Raw genomic sequence first — 15,220 nt, forward strand, 5'->3', positions numbered from 1 at the left:
TGACCAATTAATAATTAACCACCGATGCTTATTTTTCGATTTGTTCTGCAATTTCCTCTGGGCGCTGACCAGCACGACGAACATCTGCTGGCAAGCCGTGGGGTTCAGTTACACCTTTGGGCAGGTAAGCCAATTCCCTTAGAGGAGTTACCATTGGGTCATCTGTAACTTTGTAAGGTAAGCGACCCAATGCTACGTTGTCATAATTCAATTCATGACGGTCGTAGGTGGACATCTCATACTCTTCTGTCATAGATAGACAGTTAGTAGGGCAGTATTCTACACAGTTGCCGCAAAAGATACAAACCCCAAAGTCGATGCTATAGTGCTTCAGTTTTTTCTTCTTAGAAGCTTTATCAAATTCCCAATCTACAACTGGTAGGTTGATGGGACATACACGCACACAAACTTCACAGGAAATACACTTATCAAACTCGAAGTGAATCCGACCCCGGAAGCGTTCAGAGGGAATTAGTTTTTCGTAAGGATACTGTACTGTAACCGGACGACGACGCATATGGTCGAAGGTAACAGATAACCCCTGACCAATATAGCGTGCTGATTGTACAGTTTCTTTAGCGTAGTCGCTAACTTGTTTCAGGAATTTGATCATTGTGTCTCACTCTCTTGTTTAAGCTGTTAATTAGCAGTCAGCTTTCAGCAGTCAGCTTCAGTAAAATTAATTGCGAATTAAGAATTTATTTTCATAACTCCACCAATAATTTAGTGGTATTTAATTCTTAAAAGCTGATAGCTGATAGCTGATAGCTGATAGCTAATTGCTATCCACCAAAGGCAAAGGGAAAAGCTAGCTTTAAAGCAGCAGTTAACAGTAGGTTTACCAGAGATACTGGTAACAAAAACTTCCAACCTAAATTCAACAATTGGTCAATGCGGACACGAGGTACAGTCCAACGCAGCAATACTGCTATAAATACTAAAAAGTATGCTTTTAGCACAGTCATGCTGATACCTAACGCGGCATCAATTACTTGCAACCAGGGACTTGTTTCACTAACTCCAATCCAGCTACCTAGCAGTTCGATAGGAATGGGAGTTTCCCAACCACCCAGGTATAAAACTGCAACTAAGATGGCAGATAAAACCAAGTTGACATAAGAACCGATGTAAAACAGACCGAATTTCATCCCTGCGTATTCAGTCTGATAACCAGCAACCAGTTCTTCTTCTGCTTCAGGGAGGTCAAACGGAAGTCGTTCACATTCTGCTAGGGCTGCAATCCAAAAAATCAGGAAACCAATAGGTTGTCGCCAAATATTCCAGCTAAGAATGCCGTAACTTGCTTGCTGATTAACGATATCAAGGGTGCTGAGGCTGTTAGACATCATCACAATCGCCAGCACCGATAGCGCCAAGGGAATCTCATAACTAATAGACTGCGCTGCTGCTCTAAGTCCTCCTATCAAGGAGTATTTATTATTAGAAGCATAACCAGACATCAGCAAGCCAATTGGCGCAATGCTAGACAGGGCAATCCACAAGAAAATCCCTACGTTTAAATCTGTAATTACCAAGTTCTGTCCAAAAGGAACAATTAAGAAGGACAAGAACACAGGGATAACGACGAGAATTGGTCCCAATGTAAATAGCCAGGAGTCCGCCTTTGCTGGAACAATATCTTCTTTAAATACCAGCTTTAGACCATCGGCGACTGGCTGTAAAACACCCAAGGGTCCTGCAAATTCTGGTCCTATGCGCTGTTGGGCAGCAGCAGAAATTTTTCGCTCTAGCCAAACGACTACCAAAACGCCAACTGTGGCACCGATAATCATTAGAAACATTGGCAGGGGCATCCAAATGGCTTTGGCAGCACCAGCAGGGATGCCCAAATCCATCAAAGATTTGATAAAAGTTCCTTGTAGGTCAATGCCTGGGTTCATGTTTCCCGCTTCTTCGTAATTAAGTTAGGCGATTCGAGACTGCCTGTCTTGAATCAGTCTATCTGGATCTATTGTGAAGTTTTTTTTACTTTCTAACTGCCTAGTATATCGCTGCACGGTGTCTCAACAGTGGAGTGGATGAGAAATTCTACTTATGGATGGAATAAAGTTAGCTATGAGCGATCGCACTTCTGGTAAAGTGGTATAAAAATCGGGTGACGCTCCAACTGATGGTAGGCTGATTACTTGGAATTATCAAGATCAACAATTGCAACTTAAATCAAGTAATGGCTATTTCTCCAGAAATCAGCACTGTAATTGATAAATTGAACCAGTAATTAAATGCAACTGAGCAAGCAGCAACAACTGGGCTAAATATAATTAGACCTCTACTATCCAGTTTTCCTAATAACTATATAAGTAAAAATGTTCAATTAAGAACATTTGCACACTAATTCCGCACATACCTGGATTTTGCTCTTCCCTGGTAGTTACACAGCCACTCAACCTATGACTTACTCACCACTTTAGGCAATCTACAGCAACAAGGTGGCTTTCACAGCCCGTATCAGTAGAATTTTTAAGCTGTCGATTTATTATTTTCAGCACAACAGCTTTAGTCTGGATATCAACTGGTATTCTAAAATGACCCATTTATTAAGAGGAGTTACATTGTGACCAACTATAGAAATTGTTCAGGTTCAAAATTTAGTTTGCACGCATCTTCAAAACGCCAGCAACATCTACCCAGAGGCATAAGCTTAAATTTTGATTTTAATCACCTTTTATTTAAAACTAATAGATTCATTTTAGGATTTTTATATTTGTGGCTGGGGACTTTTTCAAAATCGGTTTTAGCCGATTCAAAAGTGGTTGCACAGCCAGAGCAACACTCTAACATAATTAACAATACTAACGAATATATTCCTGATTCAGACAATTTTTTAAATTCATCCAATTCTGCGGCTTTATTGTTACCAGAAAAAGCTGCTGAAGCAGAACAAATTGTACAAATTAGCCAGTTTAACACCAATATTGATAATACTGAAGAGATTGTTCCTGTCAATCAATTAGATAATAATAGTACTCCCCAAGAACAAACAACAAAAGTAGAAAGCTTGCGAGAAAATGCTTTAGATAGTAGTCAGCCAATTCTTCCCACAGCCCATCAATTATCAGCAGGTGAAGTAGTCACTAACTTGCGCTACAGGCAATCATTAGCACCACAAAATGTCGTTGGTGGGTTAACTGGTCAACCTACGCTGGGCATTACTTGGGGTGTTACTAATAACTTCGAGTTGACACTAGATGCTCAAAGCTTAGATAATTCACAACCTGGTCAACAAGGCTCTTTTCGGGCTCAAAGAAGTACATTCGATGGTAGCGGTAATGCTTTTCAAGAATTGACACTTCAGGCAAAACATCGACTTTGGCAAAATCCTACAGGTAATCAAGCTTTAAGTGGAGTATTTGCCATCTCTAGAGGGGTACGCTCTTACCAATTTATTAATGCAACAGATCCCGTTCTTAGTGCTGGAACTAATCAACAAGAAATAGTTACATCTTTAGAGTTTCCCTATACTGTAAAAACAAGCGATCGCATATCATTTACCCTTTCTCCTAAAGTTGCCTTTTTACCAGAAGATAACGCCTTATATCTGCGTAGACCCCCTGTAGCAAACCCTGGTTCCTTTGGTACGACTTTGGGTGTAGCAGGAGGCGTAAGTTATCGTGTTAGTCCCAGAATTTCGCTTTGGGGTGATGCTTTCGTTCCCTTCACAGGTAACAACACAATTGATCGAGGTTCCGGTTTACCCGATCGCGCGATCGCTTATAATGCAGGCTTGCGATATGTAGTTAATCCCAGATTAGCTACAGATATATTCATTTCTAACAGCCTTGGTAATACAGGTGCTTTATCTATAGTTGCAGATAAAGAATATCCTTTCTTCGGCTTAGGTGTCACCTTTATTCCAGGAATCACAACTGCCAATCGCCGCTACCCTGCATCTTTTAAATCAACTTTACAACCACCACCCGCAACACCTGCTGGATTTGCTTTTTTCGACGGAGGTACCATTCCTAACGGACAGTTACTGACAACAATTCAGGGAGGTAGCCAAGGTGTACTCGCTGCTATTCAATATGGCTTGTTAGATGATTTAGAACTCGGTGTATTCGTAGAAAATATTTCAGGAACCACAGACGAATCTGAAGCAGGAGTTAGTGGCAGACTTAGACTTTTACATCAAGCAGATGGAGATCCATTTACCTTAAGTACTGTTGCCACATTAGGTAGAACAAATAATGTTTTACTCAATCTCATTAATAATGACGCTAAAGCATTTCAAAGAAGTGGCTTGAAAAAGGGTGGATTTGCTTTTAGTAATGAAAGTGAATCACAATTATATATAGTAACTCTTTCTACCCCCATCAACTATCAATTCCAAAATGGTAACGCTATTTGGCTGACTCCCACCTTGGGATTTATCCAACGATATGGCTTGCAGATGGCTGGATTCAATTTAGGTGGTTCACTTCCCATAAATCAAAATCTCCAACTTATCGCTGAGACAGGAATAGACTTAAGTGGCAAAGGCAATGGCTTTATTGATAACAAGCGTCAAACAGTAATTCCTTGGAGTTTAGGTTTACGCTGGAACCCCTCATTAAGAGCAATTGCTGGATTAGAACTTGAAGCCTATGCTACTAATCGAGTAGGCTCAACACCTTTTCAAAATCTCAGAGTCCAAGCTGATAATCCAGTGTCATTAGGAGTAGGAGTTCGCTTGCCTGTTCAGTTTTAATCGCTGTAATGTAGCTAACCCAACCCCAGCCAAGGAACAAAGCGTTTTAGGCAGGTTTTCTATATACTAATGTAAACCACATCCTATTTGATTTGCTCTTACAGCACTAACAAATTGAAAATTATGACTATCGAACCTAATATGCTGAGTTCTGAGGAGCGAGATTTACAACGTCTAGCAAGACTATACCAAGAAGTACGGCGGCTATACGCTTGGCTGGGATTGCTGAGTGGTTTATGTGTGTTGTCAATAGCTTTAATGGGTGCTATGGCAGTTTCACTAATGACACAGCAAAACCAAATTGAACGACAGATTCCATTCTTAGCAGATAAAGCAGAATTTGATCGAGTTAAACATTTAGAGAATCGCCTCAATAATGTAGAAACCCAAGCTTCTTTACTAGATCAAAATGTGGGATTTATTAACCAACAAGTATCCCAAGGGTTACCCAGCCAGCTTAAAGGAATTAAAACAGATATGAATAAACTACAAACAAGCGCTACTCAGTTTTGCAGAAATATTAAATATTAAAATACTAACACTAGCTGATTAATTATCAATGACAAATTATCTGATCAAGTAAGCTAATACGCAAATAAAATTGTATTTCTTCTGTTTGGGTGTTTCCTTTTGTCAATGACTACTATATAAACTAGATGCACAACAGCTAAATCGTGAAAGTTCATCATACATAATGTTGGAGAGTTAAAGTATGTTTGGGATTGACGTTGCTAGTTATGGTGAGACAGTTAATTGGTCAGCAGTTAAAAACTCTGGCAAAATGTATGGAATTGTAAAATCAACCGAGGGCGTTACCATCAAAGACCCCTCTTTTTCTCGGTATTGGCAAGACATGAAGCAAGTCGGAATGATCAGGGGAGCTTACCACTACTTCCATCCTCTCAAATCCGACCCTGTACAACAAGCCCGCGAATTTCTTAAAACTGTAAAGCTTGAACCAGGTGACTTACCACCAGTACTAGATGTAGAAACAACTAACGGAGCTAGTAGTGCTACTGTTGTGAATGCCATGAAACTGTGGCTGTTGGAAGTTATGAAAGGCATTCAACAACAAACAGGAAAGAAAATTAAACCAATTATTTACACCTATCCTAATTTCTGGATTAATACCCTTAAAAACCCGTCAGATTTTTCTACATTTCCACTTTGGATTGCTCATTATGACGTAGAAAAACCTTGGATACCTAGCTCGTGGGGTGAAGGCAACTGGGCTATTCATCAATACAAAGGAGATGTTAGAGGAATCACGGGCGTAAGTGGTGTAGGAGATCTTAATAAATTTAATCTGCTTTTTCCTGGAGCAAAAGGCACAAGAGTTAGGGAAATTCAACAGCAACTCAAAGACTTTAAGCAACCAGAATTTGATCCTGGTAGTATTAGTGGTGATTTTGATGAAAAAACAAAGAAAGCCATTATTGCTTTTCAAACTGCTAATAAACTACAAGTTGATGGAATTATAGGGCTGAAAACCTGGGTGCAATTGCTGTGGTATACACCACCAGTACCAAAACCGCCTGTCACACCTACTGCCATCATCAATTTAGTTGATCTTCCTAAATCATATACAGGCGGTTTTACTGCCAATCAAGATCAAGCTATTAAGTGGTTGCAAAGCAAAATTCCTCAAGCAACTTTAGCTGAATTTGCCCAACGTTGGAAAAAATCTCAGTAAATAATCTTCTGAAGCAGGTTTTAATCCTAATTCGGAAATGAGCGCGACAAATACTTGATGTAGAGACGTAACATAATACGTCTCTACAGGACATTGAAAAAAGCTGTAGACGCTCTAGCATAAGCTGACTGCTATATAAGTCCTGATTATTTAAGGCTTTTCCCCAGTCGCCAGTCCCTAATCACCAGTCCCCAAAACCAGAATTTTTGGTTCAAATGCGTAAGTCCTAGATTTGTTAGACTAAAAACATTGAGGATTTGCCAGTCCACCCTTCCAAGGACGCTTTGCTGATGACCCTATCCATCCATCCAAGTAGATTACTGCTCTCTAAAGAACTCCCCACCCTGGAATACACTGCAACATCAAATCGCTTTGATGAAACCTGGGAAGCACCTCTGTCTACCCTCTTGGGATTAGGTCGTGCAGCAGGCGCAGATTTAATAGAATTTTTTCTAGAAAGAGTAAATTATATTAGCTCTCTAGCAGAAGAAGATATCATCACCAGCATTTCCCCACGCCTTTCAACTGGCGCTGGTGTGAGAGTATTTCGCGGTGAAGCTGATTGTTACGTTAGCACCAACGATTTATCATTTTCAGGACTAAAATCAGCTTTAGAAAAAGGACTTTCAATCTTAGGATTGCAACTTCCAGCACCTAACTCTTATATTCCAGAAATTAATCTAGAGTTACTTAGAGACTACGCCACCAAACGCGGAAAAGATGCTTGGCTATCAGAATGTAGCTCAATGCGCGAAATGGGAGAAATACTCCTTGATGCGAATGCCCAATTAAAACTCAAAGCAAACCACGCACAATCAAGACGAGCAGCTTATTTCCGTGATTGGCAGGAAGTATTAGTTGCAGCCAGTGATGGCACTTTTGCTCGTGACATTCGCCTAACTCAATCTGTAGGCTACAACCTTTTATGTGCTGATGGTGCTAATCGCTCCTCTATAGGTCAGCGTGTGGGTGATACTAGCAACCCCAGCTTTTTAAGAGCATGGAATTATCAATCCACTGCTGAAGAAGTCGCAGAATCAGCAGGAAAAATGCTCTATGCAGATTATGTTGAATCTGGAAATTACCCAATCATCATGGCAAATCAGTTTGGCGGGGTAATTTTCCACGAAGCTTGCGGACATTTGCTAGAAACTACCCAAATTGAACGCAACACTACTCCTTTTGCTGATAAAAAAGGTGAAAAAATTGCCCATGAAAGCTTAACTGCTTGGGATGAAGGACTTTCTCCCACTGCTTTCGGTACTATTGATATGGATGATGAGGGTATGCCTGCCCAAAGAACATTATTAATCGAAAAAGGCATTCTTAAAAACTTTATAGCTGATAGAGCGGGTTCTATCCGTACTGGACATCCCAGAACTGGAAGCGGTCGTCGTCAAAGCTATAATTCTGCGGCTGCAAGTCGGATGCGAAATACTTATATTGCTCCTGGCGAATACTCCAATGAGGATTTATTTGCCTCGATTGATAAAGGCATTTACTGCAAAAAAATGGGCGGTGGTAGCGTTGGCGCTACAGGTCAATTTAACTTTGCTGTTGATGAAGCTTATTTAATTGAGAACGGTAAAATCACCAAACCTCTTAAAGGCGCAACTTTGATCGGTGAAGCAACTGAGATTATGAACAAAATTTCTATGTGTTCTAATGACTTGGGGCTGGCTGCTGGTTTCTGTGGCTCGGTTAGTGGCAGTATTTACGTCACTGTCGGACAACCACATATTAAGGTAGATTCGATTACTGTTGGCGGACGTTAGAGTAGTTGAGATTTCTTGAGCTAACGCATCAAGGCTGTTGATTACAAAATAATTAGCGGGGAAGATCCCCGCACTAGATAGGGTGCGATCGCACAATCAACGCTTGAGAGAAATATTATTTATCTTTTTTCTCAAGCGTTTAAAAAAAATATCAGAGGGTTTTACTGTGCCAAATATTAACGATATTGTTACTTACGCACAAGACAGTGCAACTAATCTTGGAATTAAAAAATTTGATATATATGGCTCAACTGTAGATGAAACTAGCGTACAAGTAGATCAAGGTGAGCCTAAACAAGTAAAAGCATCAAATCGTTCTGGTGTCACTGTCCGCGTTTGGAATGAAGACAATACAGTTGGGGTAACTAGCACCACAGATGTAGATTCTAATGGGATAGAATTAGCTTTAAAAACTGCTTATGAAGCAAGTTTTTTTGGTGTAAAAGATAATGTCCCAGAGTTTAGCCCAGAAGCAACAGCCCCAGTTGCAGACATTCCTAATGAGAAAGCACCACAAGCGCCAGTTTCACAATTAATTGAAACTTTGATTGCAGCCGAAAAAGATTTGTTGCAAGCGCATAGTGCGATCGCACGAGTACCTTATAACGGACTTTCTCAAAGAGACATCGACCGATTTTATCTCAACAGTCAAGGAGCGATCAGAACCGAATCTCGCTCCTACGCCTCAATTTATCTTTACAGCAAAACCGAGCAAGAAAATAAAAAGCCACGCAGTGCAGGCGCTTTTAGAATTAACAGTAGCCTTGATAGTTTAGATATTCCAGCGTGTTTAAAAGAAGCTGCTGAAAAAACTATTAGCCATCTAGATTATCAAAATATTAAAACTGGCAAATATACAGTTGTCTTTTCACCAGAAGCTTTTCTGAGCTTAATAGGGGCTTTTTCTAACATATTTAACGCCCAAAATATTCTAGATAAACAAAGTTTGTCTACTCCTGAATCTTTAGGAAAGCAAATAGCTTCCCCTCTGCTATCTCTATATGACGATGCGCTACACCCAGCTAACGTAGCAGCAGAAACATTTGATGGGGAAGGAACCCCAACCCGTCGAGTATCGCTAATTGAAAATGGCGTTTTATCGGGATTTATTCACAGCGCGGGTACGGCTAAAAGATTGAACGCACAACCGACAGGTCATGCCAATATGGGAGCTAAAATCACAGTTAGTTCCAACTTTTATCATGTGTTGCCAGGAACTAACTCACAACCAGAATATAATCTTGACAACGCTGAAAACGTGATTTTGATTGATGACCTTCAAGCACTTCATGCAGGGGTGCAAGCTTTGCAAGGTTCGTTTTCTTTACCATTTGATGGTTGGATTGTCAATAAAGGTGAAAAAATCAGTATTGACTCTGCTACAGTTGCGGGGGACTTTTTAGAAGTAATGCGATCGATTATATTTATAGAACAAGAAGCTGAGTTAACTCCAGGGGGAGTTTGTCCTAGAGTTTGGGTAGACGGTTTGTCGATTACCGGAGAGTAAATGAAAGGAATTATTTTAGCAGGGGGATCGGGAACACGCCTATATCCTGTAACGCGGGTTGTTTCCAAACAATTAATGCCAGTCTATGACAAGCCGATGATTTATTATCCTCTGTCTACCCTGATGCTAGCTGGCATACGAGAAATTCTGATAATTTCCACACCTCAAGATCTCCCACTATTTCAAAAACTACTAGGTGACGGCAGTCAAATTGGTTTATCACTCTCCTATGCTGAACAACCAAAACCAGACGGATTGGCACAGGCTTTTATTATCGGTCGCCAATTTATTGGTACAGACTCAGTAGCTTTAATACTAGGCGATAATATTTTCCACAGTGATGGCTTAAGCTATAAACTTCAAAAAGCTGCACGTCTAGAATCGGGTGGTATTGTTTTTGGTTATTGGGTAAAAGACCCCCAAAGATATGGTGTGCTAGAATTCGATTCAGCAGGTAATCCTGTTGGGTTAGAAGAGAAACCAAAAGAGCCCAAATCTAAATACGCCGTGACTGGTCTTTATTTCTACGATAATGATGTTGTGGAAATTGCCCGTTCCTTAAAACCTTCAACTCGTGGGGAACTAGAAATCACTGACGTTAACAAAGCTTACTTGCAACAAGGTAAATTGCAAGTTGTTAAGTTAAGTCGAGGCGTAGCCTGGTTAGACACTGGTACCCATGAAAGCCTCTTGCAAGCCTCCGTGTTTGTAGAAACCATCGAACAGCGACAAGGACTAAAAATTGCTTGTATAGAAGAAGTAGCCTACCGGATGGGATACATTTCATCTGAACAAGTAATTTATTTAGGTAGCGAAATGTCTAAAAATGGTTATGGTCAGTATTTGCTAAACTTGGTTGAGCAGGAGGAAAATATTTATCAAGGTTATAGAGAGGCCATTGCCGAGAGTTTAGCTTTTGAGCCACAGGTTTGATGAGCGAGGCTTAGAACAAATTATATTTAGCTATCTTTGTATTCTTAAGTGAAACTGCTCTTTCTATTCAACCGCAACTTAAGCAGTAAGTTTAGAGTAAAATTGCATCAGTATTTTTTAAAGAATGCCGTTACTAAAGTTCTCAGTCTTGTTTCTTTGGTGCTGGTTGGACTTTTGTTAATAAATTTAATTTAACTTAGTGAAAAAAAATTTAAATTTCTGGAAATCTCTAACAAGCGGATCGGTTAATCGTCAAATTTTTGGTGCAGCCATCATTGTTGCTATCGGCACAGCATTTGTTAAAGTGCTTACGGTAGGTAAAGAATTAGTGGTGGCTTGGAAGTTCGGGACGGGAGATGCCATAGATGCGTTTCTGATTGCCTTAATAGTACCTTCTTTTATCATTAACGTTGTAGCTGGCTCTTTCAACGCTGCCCTCATACCTACTTACATTAAAGTGCGAGATCACGAAGGCAGAGAAGCATCTCAAAGGCTTTTTTCGACAGTGATGGTTTGGAGTTTAGGGTTGCTGGTCATCACGACGGTTTTGATGCTACTAAGTGCGCCACTTTATCTACCACAGATTGCTTCGGGGTTTAGTCCTGAAAAGTTAGACTTAACTTTTCAGTTGTTTTTTATGATGTCACCTGTAGTATTAGTAAATGGTATACAGGTGATCTGGGGTGCGGTTTTAAATGCAGGTGAGCGTTTTGCTTTAGTGGCTTTGGTTCCAACAATAACACCTACTATTACTGTGCTATTTTTACTCCTTGGTCAATCTTGGGGGAGCTTTGCTTTAGCAGCAGGTATAGTTTGTGGTTCAATGATGGAGTTGGTAATACTCGGAGTAGTTTTGAAGCGGCAAGGAATTTCATTGTTGCCGCGATGGTACGGGTTAGATGCTAATGTGCGACAGGTGGCTGGGCAGTATGCACCGATGATTGCTGGGGCATTATTAATGAGTAGTACCAACATAGTGGATCAAGCTATGGCTGCAATGTTATTACCGGGCAGCGTTGCTGCTCTAAACTACGGTAATAGGGTGATTGCATTTCCCATGGCTCTGATTAGTACAGGGTTAAGTACGGCTATAATTCCCTATTATTCAAAAATGATTGCTACTGAAAATTGGACAGGAGTACGTGATACACTTAAGCATTACCTTTTATCTATTTTTAAAATAACAGTGCCATTAACGTGCTTTTTTTTCTTTTTCTCTAACCAAATTATTTCTATTTTATTTAAAAGAGGCTCCTTTTCTGTTGAAGATGTCCATGTTGTTACTCAAGTCCAAGCTTTTTTTTGTTTACAGATGCCTTTTTATGTCGGTGGAATTTTGTTGGTAAGGCTCATTTCTGCTATACGCTATAATCATATTTTGATGTGGGCAGCAGTAGTTAATTTAATATCTAATGTTTCTTTAAATTACCTGTTTGTAAAGTATTGGGGAGTTGCGGGGATTGCTTTATCCACAAGTTGTGTATATTTAATATCGTTTATGTTCTTATTCGGTTTTTGGTTGCGTTTTTCTAGAAAAAATCAATGATTAACAATAAAGTGGATAAAAATCTGTGTTAATGTGGATAGTGATTGGCAAGGAAAGAAAGTTTTATCTTTGAGAGGCAGTATGAGATTATTAAGACCTTTAAACACCTTATACAAAAGTTTTTTTGACAATAGTGAAGAAGGTAACTATGCCAGGTTTCGTATTGCTGAAAAAACTGCTGGATTATGGGATCAAAAATTTACTGTTACTGAATGCGCTAAAGTCTGGCTGGAAGACCAAGAGTTTTTCGATTATTACGAGAAACTCGTCGGTAATAATTATCGTTCTGCCGATAGAAAGTTTTTTCTTAATTCCTTATTATCGCTAGTTGATAGCTTGCCAGGTGACACATCTGAATGCGGTGTTTATAACGGAGCTTCATCATGGCTAATTTGTAAAAAGTTTGCAGAAACAGACAAAGTACACCATGGTTTTGACTCTTTTCAAGGCTTGTCTATACCTTTGGATATAGATGGAGCACATTGGCATAAAGGCGATCTAAAATTTAATGAAGATATAGCTAAAGCCAACCTTGAAAAATATAAGGACAAAATAAAATTTTATAAAGGATGGATACCAGAAAAGTTTGCTGAAGTTTCTAGCAAAGAATTTTGTTTTGTTCACATAGATGTCGATCTTTATCAACCTACTCTTGATTCGCTTGGCTTTTTCTATCCCAGACTTGTAGCTGGAGGAATAATATTATGTGATGATTACGGTTTCAAAACTTGTCCTGGTGCAAAGAAAGCCCTTGATGATTTTATGAAAGATAAGAAAGAAAAAATTATTCATGTCCCAACTGGGCAAGGTTTTATTGTAAAAAAATGAAGGAAGTTACAAGAGTGACACAAGACAAAATATGGGATTATTTTCAAACCCAAAACCCTGAAATTTTTTCAGGGTCTAGTAGCAGATTGGACTATTTGTTTCGCAAAATTTTAACACTTCATGGTGAAAATAAACTAAGAGTGTTAAATATAGGCATTGGTAATGGATGGCTTGAAAAGAGATGTAGCGCTCAAGGCTGGGAAACCTATGCTTTAGATCCCAGTGAAGCAGCAATTGTTTTGTTGGAAAAAAAAGGTATTAACGGAAAGGTTGGCTACATCGAAGATATGCCGTATTCTGATGGTTTTTTTGATGTTGTATTTTGCTCTGAGGTAATTGAACACCTATCTGATGCTCAGATTCGCCAAGGGTTACAGGAGATAGAACGAGTCTTGAAAAATAATGGTATTTTGATTGGCACTGTTCCATTTAATGAAAATTTGATAGACAATCAAGTTAAATGCCCTGATTGTGGACATTTATTTCATAAATGGGGTCATCAACAATCTTTTACTATTGATAGGTTTAAATCTATATTATCAGGTAGTTTCAAAATTGAGCAAATCAAAACAATCTTTTTTGTTCAGTGGTCATCATTAAATTGGAAGGGTATCATAAGTTCGTTGATCATAAAATGCTTATCAAGCATTGGCTTTAAAAGTTCTAATGAAAACATATTTTTTATATTGAGAAAATCTTTATGAGAACTTTTGGTAATATGTGCTTTAACGCTTGGAATCAGCTTTGGGGTCAGATTTTTGTTAACTTTGTATAATTAAAATAGAAGATGATTAATCATTAGATAGTTTATTTATAGATGCTATGATATAACATCTAATAAGAATTAGTTAAAGCCAACAATCAATAAATTATTGCTTCTAACATATCTGGTTTTCTAGTAAATTTTAGTAGTTGTTAATAGTATTATTGACATATTTCTTTGATACTGGGTGGAAACAAAGCTAAATCTATATAAAATAACTCGTTTTTTAAAAGGTTTTTTACTTCCTACATAGCTCGTATTTTGTGCATTTATAAATTCAATTTGCTGGCTTCTTGATCGCGTTGATAGAATCGGCTCATTTTATAGCAACACATGGTTAATCGGAAAAAAAAGATGCAGCTAACACTTGTTATCTCTTCAATGGCTGCTGGTGGTGCAGAGCGCGTGTTGTCGTTGATGGCTAACTATTGGGCTGCTAAGGGATGGAAAATCACGTTATTTACCTTTGACGACGGTACAACGCCCCCATTCTATGAGTTAAATACCGAAATCCATCATATTTCTTTAGGAATACTAGGGCATTCCACAAAACTAACCGATGCTATCTCCAATAATTTCAAGCGAATTCAAACACTACGAGCGGGAATCAAAGACAGCAAGCCTGATGCTGTCATTAGTTTTGTAGACATAACTAATGTGCTGACTTTGCTGGCAACACAAGGATTAAACGTGCCTGTGATAGTATCTGAAAGAAGTGACCCAGCCAAAAATTATTTAGGGATATTTTGGAATTTGCTCCGCCATTGGACTTATCCAGGTGCTAGTAAAATTGTTGTTCAAACTCAATCAGCATTAAATTACTTCCCACAATCTTTTAAACCTAATATAAATATTATTCCTAATCCAGTTATTTTAGAAGCAAACAACGAATATTCATTGAATAACTTCTTGGTAAAGCCATCAATTATTGCAATAGGGCGGTTTGGGAAGGAGAAAGGATTTGACCTATTACTAAATGCCTTTTCTATGCTAAAAGATAGCTATCCTGAATGGAATCTCACTATATTAGGAGAAGGTGCATTACGCCCGGATCTTGAATCACTGCGCGATAGTTTAGGGCTTATAGGGCGGGTTGATCTTCCTGGAACGGTTAAAAATCCATACGATTTGCTCAAACAAGCAGATTTATTTGTTTTGTCTTCCCGATTTGAGGGATTTCCTAATGCGTTATGCGAGGCAATGGCTTGTGGATTACCAGTTATCTCTACAAATTTTAGTGGTTCACAGGAGATTGTTCTTCATGAGGTAGATGGCATCTTAGTGCCTACTGAAGATGTCGCTCAATTGGCTGTAGCAATGGATAGCTTAATGTCTGATCCAGAAAAGCGCCAACGTTTAGCCGCCCGCGCTCCACAGGTATTAGAAAGGTTTAGCTTAGAAAAAGTTATGATTATGTGGGATACTATTTTGGATCAAGCTGTTGAACAAAGTCAATGAAAAGCCTTC

General features: G+C 39.0%; 12 protein-coding genes. 10 read left to right on the forward strand and 2 right to left on the reverse strand.

Translation table 11 applies throughout. The features are described from left to right. Positions 1-28 precede the first annotated feature (28 nt). Together ndhI and nuoH are read right to left on the reverse strand one after the other, a co-directional pair. Entirely contained in the window at positions 29-610 is a 582-nt protein-coding gene (gene ndhI, locus CRI9333_RS17000) for an NAD(P)H-quinone oxidoreductase subunit I (RefSeq protein WP_198013683.1), read from the reverse strand. Between the two features lie 172 nt (positions 611-782). Continuing rightward, positions 783-1,901, reverse strand: coding sequence for an NADH-quinone oxidoreductase subunit NuoH (gene nuoH, locus CRI9333_RS17005; protein ID WP_015204411.1), 1,119 nt, complete (start codon positions 1,899-1,901; stop codon positions 783-785). A gap of 869 nt (positions 1,902-2,770) precedes the next feature. Here nuoH and CRI9333_RS17010 point away from each other — a divergent pair. The 10 genes from CRI9333_RS17010 to CRI9333_RS17055 all read left to right on the forward strand — a co-directional run bounded on the left by CRI9333_RS17010 (position 2,771) and on the right by CRI9333_RS17055 (position 15,211). Beyond that, on the forward strand, positions 2,771-4,708 hold the full coding sequence (locus CRI9333_RS17010; RefSeq protein WP_157462341.1) for a hypothetical protein: 1,938 nt from the start codon (positions 2,771-2,773) through the stop codon (positions 4,706-4,708). Between the two features lie 123 nt (positions 4,709-4,831). After that, complete coding sequence (locus CRI9333_RS17015; RefSeq protein WP_015204413.1) at positions 4,832-5,239, forward strand: hypothetical protein; 408 nt, start codon at positions 4,832-4,834, stop codon at positions 5,237-5,239. A gap of 181 nt (positions 5,240-5,420) precedes the next feature. Further along, positions 5,421-6,401 carry a GH25 family lysozyme gene (locus CRI9333_RS17020; protein ID WP_015204414.1) on the forward strand — a complete coding sequence of 327 codons (981 nt, stop codon included), beginning with the start codon at positions 5,421-5,423 and terminating at the stop codon, positions 6,399-6,401. Between the two features lie 290 nt (positions 6,402-6,691). Next, on the forward strand, positions 6,692-8,176 hold the full coding sequence (locus CRI9333_RS17025; protein ID WP_015204415.1) for a TldD/PmbA family protein: 1,485 nt from the start codon (positions 6,692-6,694) through the stop codon (positions 8,174-8,176). A gap of 166 nt (positions 8,177-8,342) precedes the next feature. Next, positions 8,343-9,683, forward strand: a complete 1,341-nt coding sequence (locus tag CRI9333_RS17030) for a TldD/PmbA family protein (protein WP_015204416.1) — start codon at positions 8,343-8,345, stop codon at positions 9,681-9,683. Further along, positions 9,684-10,616 (forward strand): glucose-1-phosphate thymidylyltransferase RfbA, encoded by a 933-nt coding sequence (rfbA, locus tag CRI9333_RS17035; protein WP_015204417.1) that lies wholly within the window; start codon positions 9,684-9,686, stop codon positions 10,614-10,616. A gap of 199 nt (positions 10,617-10,815) precedes the next feature. Further along, positions 10,816-12,162 (forward strand): murein biosynthesis integral membrane protein MurJ, encoded by a 1,347-nt coding sequence (gene murJ, locus CRI9333_RS17040; protein ID WP_015204418.1) that lies wholly within the window; start codon positions 10,816-10,818, stop codon positions 12,160-12,162. A gap of 33 nt (positions 12,163-12,195) precedes the next feature. Further along, positions 12,196-12,990, forward strand: a complete 795-nt coding sequence (locus CRI9333_RS17045; RefSeq protein WP_015204419.1) for a TylF/MycF/NovP-related O-methyltransferase — start codon at positions 12,196-12,198, stop codon at positions 12,988-12,990. Next, positions 12,987-13,694: a class I SAM-dependent methyltransferase gene (locus CRI9333_RS17050; protein WP_015204420.1), complete on the forward strand. Its 708-nt coding sequence runs from the start codon at positions 12,987-12,989 to the stop codon at positions 13,692-13,694. The genes CRI9333_RS17045 and CRI9333_RS17050 overlap by 4 nt, the downstream gene beginning before the upstream one ends. Positions 13,695-14,107: 413 nt before the next feature. Then, positions 14,108-15,211, forward strand: a complete 1,104-nt coding sequence (locus tag CRI9333_RS17055) for a glycosyltransferase family 4 protein (protein WP_015204421.1) — start codon at positions 14,108-14,110, stop codon at positions 15,209-15,211. The last annotated feature ends 9 nt before the right edge of the window (positions 15,212-15,220 follow it).

The sequence above is a fragment of the Crinalium epipsammum PCC 9333 genome, from assembly GCF_000317495.1.
GTDB lineage: Bacteria > Cyanobacteriota > Cyanobacteriia > Cyanobacteriales > PCC-9333 > Crinalium > Crinalium epipsammum.

Bases quoted from the DNA above. Each gene is read 5' to 3' on its own strand.
- nuoH (WP_015204411.1), bottom strand. From the start codon at position 1,901: ATGAACCCAGGCATTGACCTACAAGGAACTTTTATCAAATCTTTGATG.
- CRI9333_RS17015 (WP_015204413.1), top strand. From the start codon at position 4,832: ATGACTATCGAACCTAATATGCTGAGTTCTGAGGAGCGAGATTTACAA.
- CRI9333_RS17020 (WP_015204414.1), top strand. From the start codon at position 5,421: ATGTTTGGGATTGACGTTGCTAGTTATGGTGAGACAGTTAATTGGTCA.
- CRI9333_RS17025 (WP_015204415.1), top strand. From the start codon at position 6,692: ATGACCCTATCCATCCATCCAAGTAGATTACTGCTCTCTAAAGAACTC.
- rfbA (WP_015204417.1), top strand. From the start codon at position 9,684: ATGAAAGGAATTATTTTAGCAGGGGGATCGGGAACACGCCTATATCCT.
- CRI9333_RS17050 (WP_015204420.1), top strand. From the start codon at position 12,987: ATGAAGGAAGTTACAAGAGTGACACAAGACAAAATATGGGATTATTTT.
- CRI9333_RS17055 (WP_015204421.1), top strand. From the start codon at position 14,108: ATGCAGCTAACACTTGTTATCTCTTCAATGGCTGCTGGTGGTGCAGAG.